Raw genomic sequence first — 21184 nt, 5'->3', positions numbered from 1 at the left:
TCACCCCAAATAGATTCATGTTAATATGCCCGGTGTTGCGGAATAACGGATTGACAGGGCTTATGGACTTAAAAAATACAAGTAGTTTCTCTTTTCTTGCCGAACACGACCCACTTTTTGTTGAACTAGCCTCAGGTGCTGAGCGTGTTTTTTCCAGTGACCCTAATACGACGTTAATCAAACTCAGACAACTGGGTGAAGCGTTGGCTCAACACATTGCAGTATTGGTCGGGGTCGAGTTTGATGAGAAAACTACGCAAGCAGACCTTTTGTACCGTCTCAATCGTGAAGTTAAATTCGAGCCAGTGGTACGTGAGCTTTTCCATACCTTACGTATTGAGGGCAACAAAGCGACTCATCAGTTTAAAACACAGCATAAAGAAGCCCTTGATGGGTTAAAAGTAGCACGAGCTCTTTCAATATGGTTTCATCAGTCTTTCGGTAAGCAAGGTACCGCCTTTAAAGCCGGGCCTTTCGTACCTCCGTCAGACCCAAGTAGCGATCTTCGTTTACTTCAATCGGAAATAGAGAAGCTAAAAGCCGATCTGACTCAAGCGAATGTTGAGCTGGACTCCAGCAAGCAATTTAATGATCTGATAAATCGGGAAAAGGCCGAATACGAAGCACTTGCGTTGGCGATGGATGAAGAGTCAAAGCAACTGTCAGAACAAGCAAAAGTGCATGAGCAGGCGCTATCACAGCAGCAAAAAGAGTACGAATCCAAGTTACAAGAGCTACAAAAACAGCTTGAGCAACAAGGTGAAAAAGCTGCTTTGGCACAAAAGCAGCAGGTGAGCAGTAACACTCGTAGCGCCAGTCAGCAAATCATTCTGAGTGAAGAGCTTACCCGAATTCTTATTGATCAGCAGCTAATCGAAGCCGGTTGGTCTGCCGACAGCCAAGAGCAAACTTTTAAAAGTGGCGCTCGCCCAGAGAAAGGCGTCAATAAGGCCATTGCTGAGTGGCCAACAAAGCACAATGGCAAGGGGGGCCGTGCAGACTATGTGCTGTTTCATGGCCTGACACCGATTGCGGTAGTCGAAGCAAAGAAAGAAAACACCAATGTGGCGGGTAAAATCCCGCAGGCAGAACGTTACAGTAAAGGCTTTACGGTCGAAGGTAACTTACAAGGGGCTTGGGAGCTAGCGGGTCAAACTGTCGCTTGGCCAGATGACTCAGATGGCCACTACAAAGTTCCTTTTGTATACTCCTGCAACGGCCGTCCATATATCCCACAGCTAGCTGAGCAGTCAGGCACTTGGTTCCGAGATGTACGTGAGCCTAGTAACACTAAGCGTGCTTTGCAGCAGTTTCATACGCCTGATGGCCTGCTGGACCTACTGAAACGAAGTAAACAAGAAGCAGAGCAAATCTTGCAACAGGAAGGTTTTGCTTACCTAAAGCTGCGTAATTACCAAGAAAAGGCCATCACTGCTGTCGAAAATACCTTAGCGAAAAATATTCGCAGTGCTTTGTTGGCCATGGCGACTGGTACCGGTAAAACCCGAACCATCATTGGCTTAATGTATCGATTCCTGAAGGCTGAGCGTTTCAAGCGCATTTTATTTTTGGTTGACCGGACAGCTCTTGGGCAGCAAGCCATAGACTCATTCAACGAAGCCCCACTTGAGCAAAGCCAGACTCTTTCCAAGATCTACAATGTCGCAGAATTGGGAGATATGGCTGCTGAAGCGGAAACTCGGGTGCAAGTTGCCACCGTTCAGGCAATGGTTAAGCGCATATTTATGTCGGATAACCCACCACCTGTGGATCAATTTGATTGCATCATTGTCGATGAAGCGCACCGTGGTTACACCCTAGATCAAGAAATGACCGAGGGTGAATTAGCTACAAGGGATGCAAGTCAGTATCTCTCGAGTTATCGCCGAGTTTTGGATTACTTTGACGCGGTCAAGGTCGGGCTAACTGCAACCCCAGCTAAGCACACCAGCGAGATTTTCGGTAAGCCGATTTACACCTACTCCTACCGTGAGGCGGTTGCCGATGACTGGTTGATCGATCATGAGCCTCCAATCAGGTATGAAACCTTGTTGACTCAAAAGGGCATAGAGTTTGAGAAAGGGGCGGAAGTCTCTGCCATTAACACTCAAACCGGTGAAGTAGAATCGTCGGAGCTTGAAGATGAACTGAAGTTCGAGGTCGATTCGTTTAACCGTCGCGTCATCAATGAAAATTTCAATAGGGTGATTTGCGAGCAACTGGTGCAGGAGCTTGATCCATTTGGTGATGAGAAAACCATGATTTTCTGTGCCACCGATCTCCATGCTGATATGGTTAAGCGGTTGTTGGATGACGCTTTCAAAGAGCTCTACAACGGCGAGTACAATCAGGCGGCAGTTGCTAAAATCACTGGCCAAAGCGACAAAGTCGATCAGTTAATTCGTCAATACAAAAACGAACGCTACCCCAACATTGCGATTACAGTTGACTTACTGACGACTGGCATCGATGTACCAAAAATTTGTAACCTAGTTTTCCTACGTCGGGTAAAATCTCGCATCCTCTATGAGCAAATGGTTGGCCGTGCCACCCGCCGTTGTGACGAGATAGGTAAAACCGTATTCCGTATCTACGATCCGGTAGATATTTACGCTGCGCTAAGTGAAATCAACACCATGAAGCCGTTGGTGAAAGATCCCAATATCACCATCGAGCAATTAGTTGATGAACTTACCGACCCTGAAAAGTTGGAGCAAGCCCTAAGTAGCCCAGGTGAGCAGCAGGGAGAGTCCCACGCAGATGTGGTACTTAGTCAGCTAAGCCAAAAACTAATGCGTGTACTACGTAAAGCGGAGAAAAAGGCGGAATTTAAGCCTGAGCTCAAGCAAAAGCTGGATGAGCTACAAGAGATGTGGGGGGTTGAGCCTAAGCTGTTGCATAAACACTTACACCAACTGGGGCCTAAACAAGCTGCACAGTTCGTGAATCAGCAGAGCGGCTTACTCAGTCAATTGGCTGAGGTATCATTGCTAATCGGTAGCGAAAGAAAACCAGTGATTTCAGATCATGAAGATGAAATTCGAGACCGTAGTCAAAGCTATGGTGCACATCAACGCCCAGAGGATTATCTAGACAGCTTTAACCAGTTCATCAAAGAGCAGCTGAATCAGTCGGCGGCCTTGGCTGTGGTTGTAAATAAGCCTCGCGATCTTACTCGTGAACAACTTAAAGAGGTTCGCTTGTTGCTTGATGGTGCTGGTTACTCTGAAGCTAAATTGCAAAGCGCGGTACGCAATCAAACCAGCCAAGACATTGCAGCCAGCATTATCGGTCATATTCGTCGTGCTGCCTTTGGTGAGCCCTTGGTGCCATTTGAGCAGCGTGTTGCTCAGGCAATGGATCGCATTTATACCACTCACCAATGGATGCCTGCACAGCGTAAGTGGCTCGATCGCTTAGCTAAGCAATTGGTACATGAAGTCATTGTTGACCGTGAGTTCGTCAACCAACGTTTTGCTGATCATGGTGGGGCCAAGCAATTGGATAAAATTTTAGTGAACCAGCTAGACACCGTTCTGGCTGAGTTAAGTGAAGCGATGTGGCCTACTCAAGTCGCGAGCTAAACCCGGAACAGATTAAATGCCTCCGCCAAATGTCATGGCATAAGTAGGCAAAATAGGAAGTAAGATGACTAACGATAATATCGTACAAAAACTGTGGAACCTTTGTGACGTGCTGCGTGATGATGGCATTAACTATTCGGACTATGTCACCGAGCTAGTACTACTGTTGTTTATTAAGATGGTGCATGAGAACACCGAAGCAGAAACGTTAGACAAACATACTTTGCCAGAGGGATGTCGTTGGACTGATCTGAATAGTAAATCTGGCCTGAACCTGCTGAACCATTACAAGCAGATGCTGTTAGACCTGTCTAAAGACAGTGACCCTTTGATCAGCGCCATCTATGCTGATGCGCAAACCCGTTTACGTGAGCCGCGCCACCTAGAGCAATTGGTAAAGTCTCTGGATCAAATCAAAGACTGGTTTAGTGATGAGAAAGATGGTCTTGGTAACCTTTATGAAGGCTTACTGCAAAAGAATGCGAATGAAACCAAATCAGGTGCTGGTCAGTATTTTACGCCTCGTGCTTTGATTGACTCTATGGTGCGCTGCATGCAACCTCAGCCTGGAGAAGTGATACAAGATCCAGCTGCAGGTACCGCAGGCTTCTTGATTGCAGCCGACCGCTACATGAAAGGCAAGACCGATGACTACTTTGACTTAGATGCAAAGCAGCAAGCATTCCAAAAGAACAAAGCGTTTATTGGGGTTGAGTTAGTACCATCTACACGCCGCCTAGCGCTGATGAACTGCTTGCTGCATGGAATGGAAGGTGACGATGAAGGTGTGGTGCATTTAGGAAATGCGTTGGGTCAGGTTGGTGCGAGCTTAGAAAAAGCCGATATCATTCTAGCCAACCCTCCTTTTGGTACTAGTAAAGGTGGGGAGGCATCCATTACTCGTGATGATTTAACCTATCCAACCAGTAACAAACAGCTAGCGTTTTTACAGCATATCTATCGCAACCTAAAGCCAGGTGGCCGTGCAGCGGTGGTATTGCCCGATAACGTGCTCTTTGAATCTGGAGTAGGCACCGATATTCGCCGTGATTTAATGGACAAGTGTAACTTACACACCATCTTGCGCTTGCCTACCGGTATCTTTTATGCAGCAGGGGTGAAAACTAATGTGTTGTTTTTCAATAAGGGTAGCGCCACCGATAAACTGCAAGAAGAAAACTGTACCGAGAATACTTGGGTATATGATCTGCGTATCAATATGCCAAGCTTCGGTAAGCGTACTCCGTTTAATGAGTCGTACCTAAAGCCATTTGAAAAGGTTTATGGTGAAAATGCTAATGGTCAATCTGAGCGTAGAGAGGGGGAATGGAGCTTTAACGCAAAGCAGGTTGAAACAAGCTCAGGCGATGAAAATAAAGGAGTTGATGGCAAGCTAGCCCACAGTCGTTGGCGCTGTTTTAGCCGTGAATGGATTACTGAGCATAAAGGTGACTCGTTAGATATTAGTTGGCTGAAAGACAAAGACAGTGTGGATGCTACAAGTTTACCTAAGCCAGGAGTTTTAGCTAACAAAGCCAAAGAAGACCTAACTATTGCCATAGCAGAGTTAGATGCATTGCTTGTTGAATTAGGCGAGGGTGATAAGTGATGAGTAAGGTAGGCTTGTTAGAAGGCTGGACATCAACGCCTTTGGAAAATGTCGTTGATATTCTTGATTCTCAGCGCATCCCTGTTAATAGTTCTCAAAGACAAGCTCGTATTGAGGGAAAGTCACAAGACGAACTGTATCCGTACTATGGTGCTACTGGAGAAGTCGGTAAAATTGATGGTTATATTTTTGACGAAGAACTGGTTGCTTTAGGTGAAGATGGTGTCCCTTTTCTTGAGCCTAGTAAAGCGAAAGCATATTTTTTAAAAGGAAAGACTTGGGTAAACAACCACGCGCATGTTCTAAAAGGTTCAGAGGGTGCTACTTACAATAAGTACCTACTTCACTTTCTAAACCAGTTTGACTATCAGGGGTATGTGAATGGTGGTACACGTCTAAAGCTTACTCAAGCAAATATGCGGAAAATACCTATAATTTTTCCAGCTTTAGCCGAACAAAAAACTATTGCAGACAAACTGGACACCTTGCTTGCACAGGTTGCCACTACGAAGTCTCGTCTTGAAGGCTCGCTAGAAACCTTAAAACAGTTCCGCCAGTCGGTACTGGCTGATGCGATGAGCGGTAAATTGACGGATAATTGGCGTTCAGATAATCCTTCGCTCAATTCAATCCAATTAGAGGAAATTAGTACTTATTGGGTAAAACAGTATAAAGCTAGCGGTAAGAGAGCTCCAAAACTCAAGTTGCATGAGACGGACGCTTTGGAAGGGCTACCTAATACGTGGTTAGATACCAAGATCGGGAATGTTTTTGATGTGCATGTGGGTGCGACTCCAAGCCGAAGTGTTAGTGAATACTGGAATGGTAATGTTAACTGGGTGAGCAGTTCAGAGGTTGCTTTTTGTCGAATTTCATCAACTAAAGAGAGCATTACTGAGTCAGGACTTAGCAACACCTCCACTAACTTACATCCTAAAGGCACTGTTATGTTGGCGATGATTGGGCAAGGAAAAACTAGGGGGCAGGTTGCAATCCTTGATATTGAGGCGTGCCACAACCAAAACACGGCAGCACTTCGAGTACCTAAAGGTTTCGTAGTTTCAGAGTTTTTATATTTCTTTTTGACAAAGCAATATGAAGAGACACGAAGAATAGGTGGTGGTAACAACCAGAAGGCTTTGAATAAGAGCTTTGTGCAGTCCTTGCCATTCCCGTTACCCCCAGTAGAAGAACAGCAAGAAATCGTCAATCGTGTAGAAAAACTCTTTGCTGGCGCTGATGCTACTGAACAACAAGTCAATCAAGCACTTGAACGTGTTAACAACCTCACGCAGTCAATCTTTGTCAAAGCATTTCGAGGTGAACTAACCGAACAATGGCGCAAAGATAATCCTGAGTTGATCTCAGGCGAGAACTCTGCCGAGGCATTGCTTGAAAAAATTAAAGCTGAGCGTGTGGCAGCCAATCCGAAGCGTAAAACAAGGAAGAAAGCGGGATGAGTGAGAAGCTGCAAACCGAGGAGGTGTTAATTGGCCAACAACGTGGTTTCAGTGATTTCGTGGTTTATGTCGATGAAAGTGGCGATCACAGCTTAACTTCTATTGATAAAGACTACCCAGTATTCGTGCTGGCGTTTTGCATCTTCTACAAAAGGCATTACTTATCCAATGTTGTACCACAGCTACAGCAACTCAAGTTTGACTACTTTGGCCAAGATTTGGTGATTCTGCACGAGCATGAAATTCGCAAGGAGAAGGGGGATTTTACCATCTTTAAAAACCGTGCCGACAAGATGCAGTTTATGGGACGTTTGAGTAAGGTTATTGATAGTAGTAACTTTATTCTTGCCTCCTGTGTGATTGAGAAAAACAAGGTTAAAAACCCCACAGAGCTTGGTAACCCTTACCATGTGGCACTTAAGCACTGCTTAGAGACCTTGTATGATTTGGTAACTGAAAAAGGGCAGCAGCAGCTAGAGACGCACGTTATTGTTGAGTGTCGTGGTAAAAAAGAAGACAACGAGCTTGAACTAGAGTTTCGCCGCATCTGTGATGGTGAGAACAAGTACCAAAAAGATCTGCCTTTTAAGATCCGCATGGCATCAAAAACCTCAAACTCCGCTGGATTACAGCTGGCAGATCTAGTTGCAAGGCCAATTGGCCGACATGTCTTAAAGCCAGAGCAAGCTAACCAAGCATTCGATATTTTACAGAAGAAATTTTACTGCGAAGGTGGCCGTTGCGCTGTCGGTGAGGGATATGATCAGTGGGGGCTAAAGCACTTTCCTTAATCAGGATAGTTACTTGGAGGGATTTCCCAAGCTCCAGATAGCGAAAAACCTCGATGATACTCACCGAGGTTCCAACGCCGACCGGGCACTCCCAATCCACTTGCGCTTAGTATAGTGGACGGGTCGGCAAAAATTCAAGCAGTATTTATCACATTTTGTAATGAGGCTAACAATGGTAATGGTAAAGGATACGTGTTTGTGAGGCTACTCTCATTAAAACTGGATGGTCGATATAAGGGCCTTAAAAACCAGTACTTTGATTTTCATTGTACTCAAGGCAATATCGTAGCGTTGATTGGGCTCAACGGCTCTGGTAAGTCGCAGCTATTAGAGTTGATCGCCGAGGCATTTGCGTTTCTAGAGCGAACACAGCGCAGCGACTTTAAGGTTAAAGCGCCGCTTGGTTTTGGTTTCGAACTAACCTACCAGTTAGGCGGAACCACGGAGCATAGTGCAGGTAGTGCCGGAATGGAGTGCGGTAGCCCACTTGCGGTGGCGGGGGGAAATTCTAACCCTAGATTCAAAGTTACATTAGGCCAGGCATCTAAAGAGCCTAAAGCTTTCATTTGGCTTGCAGATACTTGGAGTGAGATTCGAATCGAGGAGTTAGAACTACCGTTCATTGTGGGATACTCATCTGGCCAGAATGAAAATCTGCAACGCAGCTTTATGAAAAATGCGGTGCAGTATTTTGAGGTGCAACGTATTAGGCTTAAGCGCCGAAAGGCTTTAGCAGGCAAGCTTGAAGACTTTCAACATGCTGAAATTAACCGACAATACCTAGATAAATACCCGCATATTTTCTCTCCAACAGAAGGAGAGGCATTTGAGCAAGATGGCTATCTTGCTCTGCGGGAAGCAGATACCCCAATTAGCCGAGCAATCTACTTAGACTACGATAGTGCAGGCTTAATGCTCGCCTGTTTGGCAGTGCTTCCGGTTGATGATGTTGAACATTTTTTGAGTGAGGTGACGTTTAAGCATCCTACTCGGATAACTTTACAGTATGATTTTCGCGGCGGTGTAGCTGAAGAGGATGCTATCCGTGATATCAGGATGCTGATGCGTATTGCAGGAGAAAGTAGCTTTAACCCTATCGGAAGAGAAGCTACGTCAAGTCAATACGATACTTATGAGCTTGAGTATCTTGCTGGACAAATCACCCTCGACCTAACAAATCAAAATGTGGCAGCAGATCTGCGAGAATCGAACTATGGTGACCCAATAACTTTATTTCGCCGGCTTTATAAGTTGCAGCAGCTAGGCGTTAAAAATTTACAGTACGCTTTGCGATTGCAATTGCAGAAAGACAACTTTCTTGGAACGGTGAAAAAACCGCTTAAGACCAAGCTGCCGTTATCGATCACTGAGCTAGTTTTGTCTGATGGTAATGACAGAACTGTATGCTTGGATGATTTATCAGATGGTGAGGCACAGTTAATTGAAGTACTTGCCACCGCAAGGATTTTTAGCGCAGAGCGAACCTTGTTTTTGTTCGATGAGCCGGAAACTCATCTTAATCCCTCATGGCGTACGTATTTCCACAATCATCTGAGCAAAGCGATGGTGCTTTCAGGTGATAGCGAAGGACAAGCTCAGGTATTTTTATCGACGCACTCCCCATTTATGGTGTCCTCACTGAAGAAAGAAGATGTGCTGCTCTTCGAGCGTGATGAGAGTGGTCAGATCCAGATGCAGCCTATTGGCAGTCAGACCTATGGTGCCTCTTTTGAAGTGTTGATAAAAAATCACTTTGGTTTGCAATCTCTTATCTCTCAAACTGTGGTTGAAGAAATTAGAGAGCAGTTGAAACAAGGTGATGTACAAGCACTACGGTGGATTCATGAGAACTTGGGAATGTCGCCAGAGAAAGCCTACTTAGTAAGGAAGTTGAGCCAGTAATGCTCTTTTTAGTTGATTCAGAAACACCAAGGTTTCAAGTTTTCACTGTGCTAAATGATGAACTGCTTGGTTTTCTTGAGCGTTCAGTGCCGGATGGAGAATTTCGTAGAGAACTGTTTAATGAAGGTGCAGTAGGCCAGGCTTGTTGGGATAACGCAAAAGGAAACAATGCCCGCGCTAAAAATGACTTGACGCGGGATAAGTTTGAAAAATTTTTTATTGAGTTTCAACAAATATCTGCTGATGAACGTAATAGGCTGCACACTGTTTTTATCCAAAGCCAAGACTTACCAAACTTTTTTAGTGTTCCAAGTCTGGACGCTTTGGATGGCTTTCCAAATGAATTGAAGAAGAGACTAAAAGCACTTACTTCCCACTTATATACAGCAACTAAGGATCTCCAGCCGATTATTGACGAATGCGGTGGGGTGAATATTAGTAATCACTTTAGGCAGTTTCAGCAGCTGAATGGAAATGTCTGTAAGGCTTGTGGAATGGCACTTCTTAGCCCTATCCGAGCTAACATACAAGATGCGGAGCAGTGGAGAGCTGACTACGACCATCAGCTATGTAAATCGAAGTATCCATTCTTTGCTGTCCATCCTGACAACCTAATTCCTATTTGCAACACCTGTAATCAAGATGCAAAAAAGGCGAAAGATATCTTTAAGTCTAAGGGGGGCGGACAACGCCCGGCATTCTTCCCTTATCAAGAATGCTCGCATCAACATGTCGCTATCGAGTATTCTAATGAGCGAGATCCAGAGCCCCGTATCGAATTAATTTGGAACACTACTGTCCCTGCTGTACTAGATAAACTTAATGGTTGGGATGATGTATATGAGATAAAAAATCTAGTCGAAGGAAGATACAGCAATATTTCAGCGATGATAATAGATGAAATAAATCCAACTAGCTTTCAAGAATTCAACGAACAACTCGGAGTGAAGTCAAGACAACCTCAGCAGGATACTCTTAAGAGGCGAGCGAACTCTTTTTGGGATCATAAATTTTATAGCCAATTAAACCTGTTAGATGACTCAGATAAAGAATCGATATGGGAAAAAGTTCGTTTTAGTTTAAATCTTGGAGAAGATGGCGCAAACTTCATAATTGATGGCGCCTAGCTGTAAGGATGGTCTGCCCATAGCCCATAGCCCATAGCCCATAGCCCATAGCCCATAGCCCATAGCCCATAGCCCAGAGCGTAGAAGTGGTAGAGCAGAGTTCATTTTTCTGAGTGATTTTAATAATGGTATTATCCCCACTTCCTAGCGAGCACATATACAGCTACTTATTTCGATCTTATCAAGTTCATCATGTGAGTAAGGCAGCTCGAACAATATTTAACTTGGATGGTGACTTTAAGCAGAGATTAGGTTTTATTAGCTACGAGTATATTGAGTCGTTTGTTCCTGATATCCCTGAGATGCCGGCAGAATTAAACCATACTAGTAGTGCTGCTGAGTTAGAAAAGTATGTTTGGTGGACGAGGCTTGTAAGGCCTGTCGCTAATCGCTCAGGTTTTTTGTTCTCTGAACTCTATTCACCATCTCATACTCTAGTTATTGAGGGAAAGAGAAAAGCAGGCCTGTATTTTTCAGCAAGAGACCCAGACAAGAGATATCCTGAGCCAATCAAATACTGCACATCTTGTATTGATGTGTTTATTAGACAGTTTGGTACGGCATATTTAGTTACTGATTGGCTTGGTCCTGTAGAACATTGCCCTGCTTGTCAGAATCGTTTGATGACAGGCTCTTACACTAATGCAAAAACCGCATTTCAAGCTCTGACTGAAATTTTTCAGGGAAGGCATCATTTGAAGGCATGTGACACTCGCCCACTGAGCACGGTATAGTACGCAATAAGTTCATTGGCCCCCTATTCTGTCTGATAGGTAGTAAAATAGAACTGTAGCAGTTCTTACGGGCAAACTTTATTGTCTAATTTACCTCTTACAGGCAAACTTTATTGGTGCCGCACAAGGTTGCGCTAAACCTAATTGAGTGTTTGCCGATACTAAAAGAACAGGCGATAGCCGAGTCGAGTATATTGATGGCACTGTTTTAGCCTTAGAGGTGTATAAGCAGAGGGCAATGGGTGTGGTGAAGCAATGAAAAAAATACTAATAGGATTGCTAATTCTGCTGTTTATTGCCGGTGGTGCAGGGGCGGTGTACTATTTTTTCTTTTATCAGAACCCATCTGAAAGCGACGATGCCGACGAGCCTATGGTTGAGGTATCGGAGTCAGCCGCATTTGAGGAAGACCCACAACCTATTCCATTTACCGAATACTTTGTTATTTCTCCTGGGGTTGAGGTGTTTGCTAAACCGACCTTTGAGTCTCAAGTGGTCGGTAAAACCGAGTTGCGTGAAGTGGTAAAAGTGTATGAAGAGCTCAGCCGATGGTCTCGAGTGCAGTCATGGGTGAATGAAACCACCGGTAAAAGCCAATGGATTTACAATGAGCATTTATCGTTGGAAAACCCTGGCGACACTGTGCAAGAACGCTACCGGGACATTAAGCAGTTGATTGTTCGAACCGATGACTTTGAGCAAAATGAGGCGCGTTTTATTGAACTTACCGATCAGGTTTTACAGTCTCAGCAGTGCAGCCAAAGCGACCTAGAGCAGCTTCAAGGTTGGATTCGATCTTTCAATTATCCTGACGAGCCCATCTATTACAGCTATTGCGGCGGGTTAGAGGTGGAAGACAAGCTCTACATTAACCTCGATAATGGCGATATATTTCGCTAAACCGTATTAAGCGGCTCGTTTTTTGGGTAACTGCTGAATGACTAAACCGGCGACAATTAACGCCAAACCTACCACTGTGGCAGGGTGAATCGCTTCACCTATGATTGTGGCTAACAGCATTAACGAGATAAACGGCGAAATAAATATCAGGTTGCTGATCCGCGCCGTGTTATTGGTCAGCTTCATTGCGCTTACCCAAAGCACAAAAGTGATCCCCATTTCAAACAGGCCTACATAGCTCACGGCAAGCCACGCTGAAGTTAGCGATGGCCAGCCTAACCCTTCTATCCAAGCCAAGGCAAAAGCGATAGGTAGCGCCACTAAAAAGCCCAATAAAACGCCCACAACAGGGTCGGACTTGTTCTTGGTGTTCAGTATCCAATAACCGGCCCATAAAAGTGTAGATAACAGCGCTAACCCCACTCCCGTTGGGCTATCAAATTGCAGACTCAATACATCCCCTTGTGTGGCAATCACCAAAACGCCGAGATAGCCAAACGCACAGGCAACCCAGTCTTGCGCTCGAATCTTTTGCTTCAAAAAAACTGCCGCCATTAACGTGAGTGTGATTGCCCAACTGTAATTGATTGGCTGCGCTTGTGAGGCGGGCAATAATTCATAGGCCTTGAATAAAATGAGGTAGTAACACAATGGGTTTATGAGCCCGAGCAACAAAAAGTAGAGCGGGTTGGCCACAAAGGTTTTACCAATCAAAGACAGCTTTCCTTGCCACGCACACACCCCTAAAAGAGACACTGCAGACACAAAACTGGCTGCGGCGACCATTTGAGTCGGTGAAAAGTGTGAGAGGGTAATTTTGAATGCAGTGGCGACAGTAGACCATAAAAGGACCGCGGCAATAGCGTACACGAAGGCGCGTTGCTCGTTTTTCATTAAATCGCTCTCTTAAGTCTGGACATTTATCCAGTGGTTTTATTAGGATGGCACACACTCACGAATTTTACCCCCAATATTGAGAAATGCCATGGACTTCCTACTGTTATATCAAAATGAATTAGCCGCCAGCGCGGGCGGACTCATCGCCGGCTTTGCGGTAATGGCACTGTGGATGAAAGTGAGACATAAAAGAGAGCTCGCGCAGACGCTGCATGATCATCAATTACACGTTCAGACTATTGAAGCCGAGCTTCATCAGATGGATGAAGCAAAAGATCTCGATGCAGCCCAAATTAAAACCCTGCATGGGCAAGTGATGGGGTATGAGCAACAGGTAAAGTATCTTGAACTGGAACAGCAGCGCGGCGTTGAACTTGCACAAAAGCTAGAGAGCAGTGAACAGCAATTGGCCGAAGCCAGAGCGCAGCTTCGCGAACAGCACGCAAGTTTTGACGCGCAGCTGCACGCGAGTCGAGATAAGCTGCAATTACTAGAACAAGCAGAGACCATTTTAAAGCAGCAGTTCGAGCAGATCGCCAATCAACTGTTTGAAACCAAAACCGCCAAAGTGGACCAGCAGAATAAGCAAAGCCTTGCAGCACTGCTTGGGCCGTTATCTGTGCAAATTGAGTCGTTTAAAAAGCAATTTAATGATGGTGTGCAGGCGGAGGCGAAAGAGCGTCATACCCTCACTCATGAAATTACCAAACTTCAACAGCTAAACTCGCAAATGGCGCAAGAGGCGCTGAACTTGACCAATGCGCTTAAGGGCGACAACAAGCAGCAAGGTAATTGGGGCGAGGTGGTGCTGGCTCGAGTGCTTGCGGAATCTGGGTTGCGAGAAGGGCACGAATACCATACCCAAGTCAGTTTGCAAGATGAGGCGGGTAAGCGATTGCAACCAGATGTGGTGGTTTCGCTGCCTGGTGAAAAGCAGGTGATCATCGATTCTAAGATGGCGCTGGTGGCTTTTGAGCGTTACTTTAACGCTGAGCAAGAAGCACAAAAAAGCGTGGCACTGAGCGAACACATACAAGCATTGCGCGCGCATATTAAAGGGCTCAGCCGTAAGGATTACCATAAGCTCAACGGCGTAAAAAGTTTGGACTATGTACTGATGTTTATACCGGTCGAGCCTGCATTCCAGCTTGCCGTTGAGAAAGATCCTAGTTTGGTCTCCTATGCCATGGAACACAATATTCTGTTGGTTAGCCCAACCACGTTATTGGTGGCGCTGCGCACCATCGATAACTTATGGCGCAACGAACGTCAGAATCAAAATGCTGCTCTAATCGCCGAAAAAGCCAGTAAGCTTTACGATAAACTGCGCTTGTTTGTCGACGACATGGAAGGGGTGGGTGCTGCATTAGATAAAGCAAAAGCGCAGCATGAAGGCGCGATGAACAAATTGGCCACGGGCCGAGGAAATGTGATTCGCCAAGCCGAGAGCTTTAAAGAGTTAGGTGTTGAGACGAAGCGACCTATCTCACCAAAATTGAGTGAATTGGCACAAAATGAGTTATCGCTACAAAGACAAGTGTCAGAGGATACAGTAAACTAACCGCTTGCAAGCCGCCTAGTGCCTGTCACTCTTTAGGTGAGGCAGATAAATCGGCCCAATATGGGACACCCTGTAGTAGAGATATAAGATGGAACTGAATGTGAATCAAGCCAGCGACCAAACCCAAACAGACACCACTCACTTTGGTTTCGAGACCGTTTCGACCGAAGAAAAAGTGCATAAAGTGGCCGAAGTGTTTCATTCGGTAGCGGCTAAATACGACATTATGAACGATCTTATGTCGGGTGGCGTTCACCGTTTATGGAAGCGCTTTACGATAGATTGCAGCGGTGCTCGCCCAGGGCAACGTATTCTTGACCTCGGTGGAGGTACCGGTGATTTAACCGCCAAGTTTTCTCGAATAGTCGGCGATAACGGTCATGTGATTTTGGCTGACATCAACAACTCAATGCTCAATGTAGGCCGTGACAAGCTGCGCGATACAGGCATTGTGGGTAATGTCCATTATGTGCAAGCTAACGCCGAAGAGTTGCCTTTTCCTGATGATTACTTTGACTGCATTACCATCAGCTTTTGTCTTCGCAATGTCACCGATAAAGACAAAGCTTTGCGGTCTATGTACCGAGTGCTGAAACCGGGTGGTCGTTTGCTCGTACTCGAGTTTTCCAAGCCAATTTTGGAGCCGCTGTCAAAAATCTACGACAATTACTCGTTCCATATTTTACCTAAAATGGGCGAACTCATTGCGAACGATGCAGACAGCTATCGCTATTTAGCCGAATCCATCCGCATGCACCCTGATCAAGATACCTTAGAAGGAATGATGCAGCAGGCGGGATTTGAACAAACCAAATACTACAATTTAACCGGTGGCATCGTTGCACTTCACCGTGGCTACAAGTTTTAATGACAGGAGTCATGGATGTCGATTCAACGAGAGCTAGACGCAATGGTGACGGCGGTTATTGAAACCGGCATAAATCTAGTCATCAAGCAGCAGTCAGACGCACAAACAAGTCTGGCTCGCCTTAAAGGTAAGGTACTCAAGTTACACCTGCAAGAAATTAACAAATCGCTCTATTTAGTGTTCAGTCAGCAAGTTGATGTCTTGGCTCGATTTGAAGGTGAGGCAGACTGCTCGCTGGGGCTCTCGGTTAGCACTTTAGGGTTGATCAGAGATAAAGCCCAGCTAACCCAACTGATCAAGCAAGACAAACTGATCTTAGAGGGAGACCTCTCGGTTGCACAAGCTTTTGCGCAGTTACTGCAAGACAGCAAGCCCGATATTGAAGAATGGATGTCTAAATACACGGGAGATATTGTTGCTCATACCGTCGTGTCTACCGCAAAGGGAGCCGCATCGTTTGTTGTCGATCGCGCAAAGCGCAGTCAACGCCATGTTGGATTAGCGATTACCGAAGAGTGGAAAATCGCACCTCCAGCGCTAGAGCTTGCGTATTTTTGCGATCAGGTGGATGCCACTCACCAACAAATGGTGCAGCTAGAACAACGCTTACAAAGACTCAGTGACAGTGTTAGTGCTAAGGACGCCTCATGACGCCAACAGAGTTGCGCCGCTTATATCGCATCATTAAATGTTTACTCAATTACGGCATTGATGAGCTTTCCCCTGATCACAAACTGACTCGACTCCCAAACCTCGCGCGAAAATCTCTGTTTTGGCTCAATAACAAACACAAACATAAAGTCTTGGGCGAGCGTTTACGACTTGCACTGCAAGAGCTGGGTCCCGTGTGGATTAAGTTTGGACAAATGATGTCCACGCGTCGCGATCTGTTTCCTCCTCACATTGCTGACGAGTTAGCGTTGTTGCAAGACCAAGTGGCGCCTTTTGATGGTGTGTTGGCCAAGCAGCAGATGGAAGTAGCGCTAGGTGGTGCGATAGAAACGTGGTTTGATGACTTCGATATTGAGCCGTTAGCGTCAGCGTCCATAGCTCAGGTGCATACTGCTCGAGTTAAGCAGACCGGACAAGAAATTGTTCTGAAAGTGATCCGCCCAGACATTCGACCAGTGATTGATGCCGACATAAAGTTGATGTATCGCTTGGCAAAAATGGTAGCGAAAATACCAGAGGCTGCTCGTCTAAAGCCTGTGGAAGTGGTCCGTGAATACGAAAAAACATTGCTCGACGAGCTGGATCTGCGCAGAGAAGCGGCGAATGCCATTCAACTAAGACGCAACTTTGAAGGCAGTGAAGAGCTGTATGTTCCCGAAGTGCTGCCAGACTTTAGCAGTGAAACCTTAATGGTTTCAGAGCGTATCTACGGCATTCAAGTGTCAGACATTGAAACCTTGCAAGCCAATGGCACCAATATGAAGTTGTTGGCGGAACGTGGAGTCAGTGTTTTCTTCACCCAGGTATTTAGAGACAGCTTTTTCCATGCTGATATGCACCCCGGTAATGTGTTTGTTAAGCCACAACATCCTGAAAATCCAATGTGGATCGGTCTGGATTGCGGAATTGTAGGGACGCTCAATACTGAAGATAAACGTTATTTAGCCGAAAACTTCTTGGCATTTTTCAATCGTGATTATCAACAAGTTGCACAGTTGCACGTCGATTCTGGTTGGGTGCCTGCTGATACCAATGTGCAAGAGTTTGAGTTTGCCATCCGCATGGTGTGTGAGCCTATTTTTGCAAAACCGCTGTGCGAAATCTCTTTTGGCCATGTGTTACTCAATCTGTTTAACACCGCAAGGCGCTTCAATATGGAAGTGCAGCCTCAGCTCGTTTTGTTGCAAAAAACGCTACTGTATGTCGAAGGCCTTGGACGGCAGCTTTATCCACAATTGGATTTGTGGGATACCGCTAAGCCATTCTTAGAGCAGTGGATGAAACAACAGCTTGGCCCACAAGCGGTGATTAAAGCGGTAAAAGAAAAAGCGCCGTTCTGGGCAGAGCGATTGCCAGAGTTTCCCGAGTTGGTGTACGACAATTTAACACAGATGAAACGTTTTTCTGGCAATGTAGAGCGTTTCTACAGTAATTATCATCAAACCAAGCAAAGACACGCTAAAGGGCAATTTTTATTTGGTGTTGGTGCGACTTTAATCGTATGCTCTAGCATACTTTTTATAGGAAATTTCGAATCATTAGCGTACATAAGTGCTGGTGGTGGTAGCGTATGTTGGCTAAGTAGTTGGCTAACGTATCGTAAAAGATAGGTATAGAGGGAAATATCATGGGTATTAGTTGGCCGCAGTTGTTGATCATTGCAGTGATTGTGATTTTGTTGTTCGGAACTAAAAAGCTCAGAAACATTGGCGGTGATCTCGGTTCAGCAGTAAAAGGCTTTAAAAAAGCGATGTCCGATGACGAAACTAAACCCGCATCTAAAGACGCTGATTTCGACAAGAACATCGAGCATAAAGAATCCGCTACCGCTGAAGACCTAGACAAAGATAAGCAAAAAGAGCAAGGATAATCTGTGTTTGACGTAGGCTTTTGGGAACTGATCTTAATCTCGATTTTGGGCTTAGTGGTACTAGGGCCGGAACGACTTCCGGTCGCTATTCGCTCGGTGATGAAATTCATCAACTCGGCCAAATCTATGGCCAATAATGTAAAAGATGAATTAAATCATGAACTCAAAGTGCAAGAGATGCACGATAACTTAAAAAAAGCCGAAAAAATGGGGATGGAAGAGCTTGATCCAGAGTTGCGTCGCTCCGTTGAAGAGTTAAAGGCGGCAGCGCAATCTGTGACAAGACCTTACGCAGACAAATCTGCGTCATCTTCACTAGCTTCGTCTGCGTCAGAGACACAAGCTCAAAGCAGTAGGTCTGCGGCCAGTCAGGTAAAGCCTGACTCAGCGGCAAAAACAGACTAGCGATACCTTCAAGGTTTTAAGAAAATTATGTCAGCAAACGACTCTGTGGAAAACACTCAGCCGCTCATTAGCCATTTACTGGAACTGCGTGATCGCTTGATAAAGGCGATTGCCGCAGTGTTGGTCGTGTTCATTGGATTGATCTACTTCTCCGGTGATATTTACGAATTTATTTCTAAACCGCTAATTGACAGGTTGCCTGAAGGAGCAACAATGATTGCCACCGATGTGGCTTCACCCTTCTTCACGCCGTTAAAACTTACCCTTATTGCATCAGTGTTTGTTGCGGTGCCATTGATTCTGTATCAGGTCTGGGCCTTTGTTGCACCGGCGCTGTACAAACACGAGAAAAAGCTAGTCATGCCACTTCTTTTCTCAAGTTCATTGCTGTTTTATTGCGGTGTGGCGTTTGCTTACTTCGTGGTGTTTCCATTGGTGTTTGGCTTTTTTACCGCGATTTCACTAGGTGGCGTCGAATTTGCTACTGATATTGCTAGTTATCTGGACTTTGTACTGGCGCTGTTTCTAGCATTTGGGATCGCTTTTGAAGTGCCGGTTGCGATTATTTTGCTGTGTTGGACCGGTGCCACCGATGTTCCATCGTTAAAGAAAAAACGCCCTTATGTGGTAGTGGCAGCGTTTATCGTTGGCATGATGCTAACCCCACCAGATGTGATTTCACAGACGCTTTTGGCGGTACCGATGCTGATTTTGTTTGAGGTTGGTCTGTTGTTTGCTCGCTTTTATACCAAGCCGCAACAAGATGCCAAAGAGTAGGGGGCATACGCATTGAATAAAGGGCCATATCATTGAGTGATATGGCCCTTTTTAGTGTTTAAAGCGAAAGGTTAAAGAGACTCAGCGTATTGTGGGTTGTGATCGCATCTATGTCAGACACCGGTGTATCACGCAGTTGAGCGACTTTTTCTGCCACTAAACTGGTGAATGCTGGCTCATTGCGTTTACCTCTGTGAGGAACAGGCGCTAGATAAGGGCAGTCCGTTTCTAGGATGACCCATTGCATGTCGAGGTGAGGGATCACCACATCCATCCCACCATTTTTGAATGTAGAGACGCCACCAAGTCCTAAATGAAACCCTACATCGTTTATCGCTTTAGCTTCATCCAGCGTGCCACCAAAACAGTGGAACACGCCACGTAGTGAACCGTCTTGTTCCGCTTTGAGCAAGGCGAGTGTTTCTTCAATCGAATCACGGGTATGGATGACGACCGGCAAATCACGCTGTTTTGCCCAGTTAAGTTGAGTGATAAAGGCGCGTTCTTGTTCGTGGCGAAATGTTTTGTCCCAATAGAGATCAATACCAATCTCACCCACAGCAATAAACTCTCTTTTGTCAAACCATGACTCTATGGTCTTCAATGTTTGGTCCACATTGCCATCAACGTAGCATGGGTGCAGCCCCATCATGGCATGACACACATCTGGATACGCCGCTTCCGTTTCGAGCATGGGTGAAATGGAGTCGAGGTCGATATTGGGTAATAGAATTTTTTGAATGCCTTGCGCTTTGGCTCGCGCCACCACATCGTCTCGGTCTGCGTCAAACTCAGTGGCATAAATATGGGCGTGTGAATCAATCATAGCCGTCTCATTAGTCCTGTTATTGAGCAATTATACCCTAGTATGGCAAGGCGGCTAATAGAGGATTTGTTTGCGCGAACAAGATGCCTATTCCGATCAGCTTTTTGCCCTTTTTCGCAGCTCTCTACATTAAGCAGTGGTATGATGCAGGCAGTGTTAATATCCCATTTGGCAAGGAGCTGTCATGGCCGTATCAATAAACAATCAATTCCCAGAGCGACGTATGCGCCGATTGCGCAAACACGACTTTAGCCGTCGATTAGTGGCAGAAAATACCCTAACCGTGAACGATCTTATCTACCCAATGTTTATTCTAATGGGAAAAGACCGTCGTGAAACGGTCGATTCGATGCCTGGAGTTGAAAGACTGTCTATTGATTTGATGCTGCTAGAAGCAGAGCAACTTGCCAAACTCGGTGTTCCAGCGATAGCGCTATTCCCTGTGGTAAACCAAGACGCCAAGAGTCTGTGTGCGTCAGAAGCATTTAACCCTGAAGGTCTGGTTCAACGCGCGGTACGCTTGCTAAAAGAACATGTGCCTCAAATCGGTGTGATCACGGATGTTGCCCTAGATCCGTTTACTACACATGGTCAAGACGGCATCATCGATGACGAGGGCTATGTATTAAATGATGAAACCACCAAAGTTCTCATTAAACAAGCGCTGTCACACGCAGAGGCTGGCGCAGACGTTGTTGCTCCGTCAGATATGATGGATGGTCGTATTGGCAAAATTCGTGACGCCCTAGAAAAGGCCGGTCATGTAAATACACAAATTATGGCTTACTCGGCAAAGTATGCCTCGCATTACTACGGTCCATTTCGTGATGCAGTCGGATCAGCTGCGAACCTTAAAGGTGGTGACAAGAAAAACTACCAGATGGATCCTGCAAACAGCGACGAGGCGCTCCATGAAGTGGCTATGGACATCAATGAAGGTGCAGACATGGTGATGGTGAAACCTGGTATGCCTTATCTTGATGTGGTTCGACGAGTGAAAACCGAACTGCAAGTTCCAACGTTTGCCTACCAAGTGTCGGGTGAATACGCAATGCACATGGCCGCTATTCAAAATGGGTGGTTAAAAGAGCGAGAAACTGTGATGGAATCGCTGTTGTGCTTTAAGCGTGCTGGCGCCGATGGCATCTTGACTTACTTTGCTAAGCCAGTTGCCCAGTGGTTGGCTGAAGTCGACGCGTAA

The 21184-nt window shown here is 45.6% G+C and carries 18 protein-coding genes; 16 read left to right on the top strand and 2 right to left on the bottom strand.

What is annotated here, in order from left to right; all coding sequences use genetic code 11:
* The first annotated feature begins 62 nt into the window (after positions 1-62).
* The 8 genes from hsdR to ST37_RS04975 all read left to right on the top strand — a co-directional run bounded on the left by hsdR (position 63) and on the right by ST37_RS04975 (position 12107).
* Entirely contained in the window at positions 63-3584 is a 3522-nt protein-coding gene (gene hsdR, locus ST37_RS05010) for a type I restriction-modification system endonuclease (RefSeq protein ID WP_084884319.1), read from the top strand.
* A gap of 64 nt (positions 3585-3648) precedes the next feature.
* Complete coding sequence (locus ST37_RS05005) at positions 3649-5193, top strand: type I restriction-modification system subunit M (protein WP_084884317.1); 1545 nt, start codon at positions 3649-3651, stop codon at positions 5191-5193.
* On the top strand, positions 5193-6653 hold the full coding sequence (locus ST37_RS19695) for a restriction endonuclease subunit S (protein WP_143698130.1): 1461 nt from the start codon (positions 5193-5195) through the stop codon (positions 6651-6653). The genes ST37_RS05005 and ST37_RS19695 overlap by 1 nt, the downstream gene beginning before the upstream one ends.
* Positions 6650-7444 carry a DUF3800 domain-containing protein gene (locus ST37_RS04995; protein ID WP_084884315.1) on the top strand — a complete coding sequence of 265 codons (795 nt, stop codon included), beginning with the start codon at positions 6650-6652 and terminating at the stop codon, positions 7442-7444. Before ST37_RS19695 ends, ST37_RS04995 begins: the two co-directional genes overlap by 4 nt.
* Before the next feature lie 198 nt (positions 7445-7642).
* Positions 7643-9346 carry an AAA family ATPase gene (locus ST37_RS04990; RefSeq protein WP_084884313.1) on the top strand — a complete coding sequence of 568 codons (1704 nt, stop codon included), beginning with the start codon at positions 7643-7645 and terminating at the stop codon, positions 9344-9346.
* The gene (locus ST37_RS04985) at positions 9346-10473 is read left to right on the top strand and encodes a hypothetical protein (protein WP_084884311.1); all 1128 of its coding nucleotides are present in this window, start codon (positions 9346-9348) and stop codon (positions 10471-10473) included. Before ST37_RS04990 ends, ST37_RS04985 begins: the two co-directional genes overlap by 1 nt.
* A 194-nt stretch (positions 10474-10667) precedes the next feature.
* The gene (locus ST37_RS04980) at positions 10668-11207 is read left to right on the top strand and encodes a hypothetical protein (RefSeq protein ID WP_143698129.1); all 540 of its coding nucleotides are present in this window, start codon (positions 10668-10670) and stop codon (positions 11205-11207) included.
* 255 nt (positions 11208-11462) lie between these two features.
* Positions 11463-12107, top strand: coding sequence for an SH3 domain-containing protein (locus tag ST37_RS04975; protein ID WP_084884307.1), 645 nt, complete (start codon positions 11463-11465; stop codon positions 12105-12107).
* A 6-nt stretch (positions 12108-12113) separates the two neighbouring features.
* Here the strand turns inward: ST37_RS04975 and ST37_RS04970 are convergent, their stop codons facing one another.
* A complete protein-coding gene (locus tag ST37_RS04970; RefSeq protein WP_084884305.1) occupies positions 12114-13001 on the bottom strand; it encodes a DMT family transporter in 888 nt (295 codons plus the stop codon).
* A gap of 91 nt (positions 13002-13092) precedes the next feature.
* Between ST37_RS04970 and rmuC the strand changes: the two genes are divergently transcribed.
* The 7 genes from rmuC (at position 13093) to tatC (ending at position 19157) form a co-directional block, all read left to right on the top strand.
* On the top strand, positions 13093-14565 hold the full coding sequence (gene rmuC / locus ST37_RS04965; protein ID WP_084884304.1) for a DNA recombination protein RmuC: 1473 nt from the start codon (positions 13093-13095) through the stop codon (positions 14563-14565).
* 88 nt (positions 14566-14653) lie between these two features.
* Positions 14654-15433: a bifunctional demethylmenaquinone methyltransferase/2-methoxy-6-polyprenyl-1,4-benzoquinol methylase UbiE gene (gene ubiE / locus ST37_RS04960; RefSeq protein ID WP_084884302.1), complete on the top strand. Its 780-nt coding sequence runs from the start codon at positions 14654-14656 to the stop codon at positions 15431-15433.
* Between the two features lie 15 nt (positions 15434-15448).
* Entirely contained in the window at positions 15449-16084 is a 636-nt protein-coding gene (locus ST37_RS04955; RefSeq protein ID WP_084884301.1) for an SCP2 domain-containing protein, read from the top strand.
* Positions 16081-17715, top strand: coding sequence for a ubiquinone biosynthesis regulatory protein kinase UbiB (ubiB, locus tag ST37_RS04950; RefSeq protein WP_084884299.1), 1635 nt, complete (start codon positions 16081-16083; stop codon positions 17713-17715). The genes ST37_RS04955 and ubiB overlap by 4 nt, the downstream gene beginning before the upstream one ends.
* A gap of 14 nt (positions 17716-17729) precedes the next feature.
* Positions 17730-17975, top strand: a complete 246-nt coding sequence (tatA, locus tag ST37_RS04945) for a twin-arginine translocase TatA/TatE family subunit (RefSeq protein WP_084884297.1) — start codon at positions 17730-17732, stop codon at positions 17973-17975.
* Between the two features lie 3 nt (positions 17976-17978).
* The gene (gene tatB, locus ST37_RS04940; RefSeq protein WP_084884295.1) at positions 17979-18380 is read left to right on the top strand and encodes a Sec-independent protein translocase protein TatB; all 402 of its coding nucleotides are present in this window, start codon (positions 17979-17981) and stop codon (positions 18378-18380) included.
* A 27-nt stretch (positions 18381-18407) separates the two neighbouring features.
* Positions 18408-19157: a twin-arginine translocase subunit TatC gene (tatC, locus tag ST37_RS04935; protein WP_084884294.1), complete on the top strand. Its 750-nt coding sequence runs from the start codon at positions 18408-18410 to the stop codon at positions 19155-19157.
* 58 nt (positions 19158-19215) lie between these two features.
* On the opposite strand, the gene ST37_RS04930 is transcribed toward tatC, so the two are convergent.
* Positions 19216-19983: a TatD family hydrolase gene (locus ST37_RS04930; RefSeq protein WP_084884292.1), complete on the bottom strand. Its 768-nt coding sequence runs from the start codon at positions 19981-19983 to the stop codon at positions 19216-19218.
* A gap of 184 nt (positions 19984-20167) precedes the next feature.
* On the opposite strand from ST37_RS04930, the gene hemB reads away from it, so the two are divergent.
* Positions 20168-21184 (top strand): porphobilinogen synthase, encoded by a 1017-nt coding sequence (hemB, locus tag ST37_RS04925; protein ID WP_084884290.1) that lies wholly within the window; start codon positions 20168-20170, stop codon positions 21182-21184.

Source organism: Vibrio sp. qd031, from assembly GCF_002100145.1.
Taxonomy (GTDB): Bacteria; Pseudomonadota; Gammaproteobacteria; order Enterobacterales; family Vibrionaceae; genus Vibrio.
Note: the sequence above shows the minus strand (reverse complement) of the source record. Positions and strands in the feature narration are given on the sequence as shown.

Excerpts from the sequence above, each read along its gene's own strand:
- hsdR (WP_084884319.1), top strand. The coding sequence starts at position 63 with ATGGACTTAAAAAATACAAGTAGTTTCTCTTTTCTTGCCGAACACGAC.
- ST37_RS05005 (WP_084884317.1), top strand. The coding sequence starts at position 3,649 with ATGACTAACGATAATATCGTACAAAAACTGTGGAACCTTTGTGACGTG.
- ST37_RS19695 (WP_143698130.1), top strand. The coding sequence starts at position 5,193 with ATGAGTAAGGTAGGCTTGTTAGAAGGCTGGACATCAACGCCTTTGGAA.
- ST37_RS04995 (WP_084884315.1), top strand. The coding sequence starts at position 6,650 with ATGAGTGAGAAGCTGCAAACCGAGGAGGTGTTAATTGGCCAACAACGT.
- ST37_RS04985 (WP_084884311.1), top strand. The coding sequence starts at position 9,346 with ATGCTCTTTTTAGTTGATTCAGAAACACCAAGGTTTCAAGTTTTCACT.
- ST37_RS04975 (WP_084884307.1), top strand. The coding sequence starts at position 11,463 with ATGAAAAAAATACTAATAGGATTGCTAATTCTGCTGTTTATTGCCGGT.
- ST37_RS04970 (WP_084884305.1), bottom strand. The coding sequence starts at position 13,001 with ATGAAAAACGAGCAACGCGCCTTCGTGTACGCTATTGCCGCGGTCCTT.
- rmuC (WP_084884304.1), top strand. The coding sequence starts at position 13,093 with ATGGACTTCCTACTGTTATATCAAAATGAATTAGCCGCCAGCGCGGGC.
- ubiE (WP_084884302.1), top strand. The coding sequence starts at position 14,654 with ATGGAACTGAATGTGAATCAAGCCAGCGACCAAACCCAAACAGACACC.
- ST37_RS04955 (WP_084884301.1), top strand. The coding sequence starts at position 15,449 with ATGTCGATTCAACGAGAGCTAGACGCAATGGTGACGGCGGTTATTGAA.
- ubiB (WP_084884299.1), top strand. The coding sequence starts at position 16,081 with ATGACGCCAACAGAGTTGCGCCGCTTATATCGCATCATTAAATGTTTA.
- tatC (WP_084884294.1), top strand. The coding sequence starts at position 18,408 with ATGTCAGCAAACGACTCTGTGGAAAACACTCAGCCGCTCATTAGCCAT.
- ST37_RS04930 (WP_084884292.1), bottom strand. The coding sequence starts at position 19,983 with ATGATTGATTCACACGCCCATATTTATGCCACTGAGTTTGACGCAGAC.
- hemB (WP_084884290.1), top strand. The coding sequence starts at position 20,168 with ATGGCCGTATCAATAAACAATCAATTCCCAGAGCGACGTATGCGCCGA.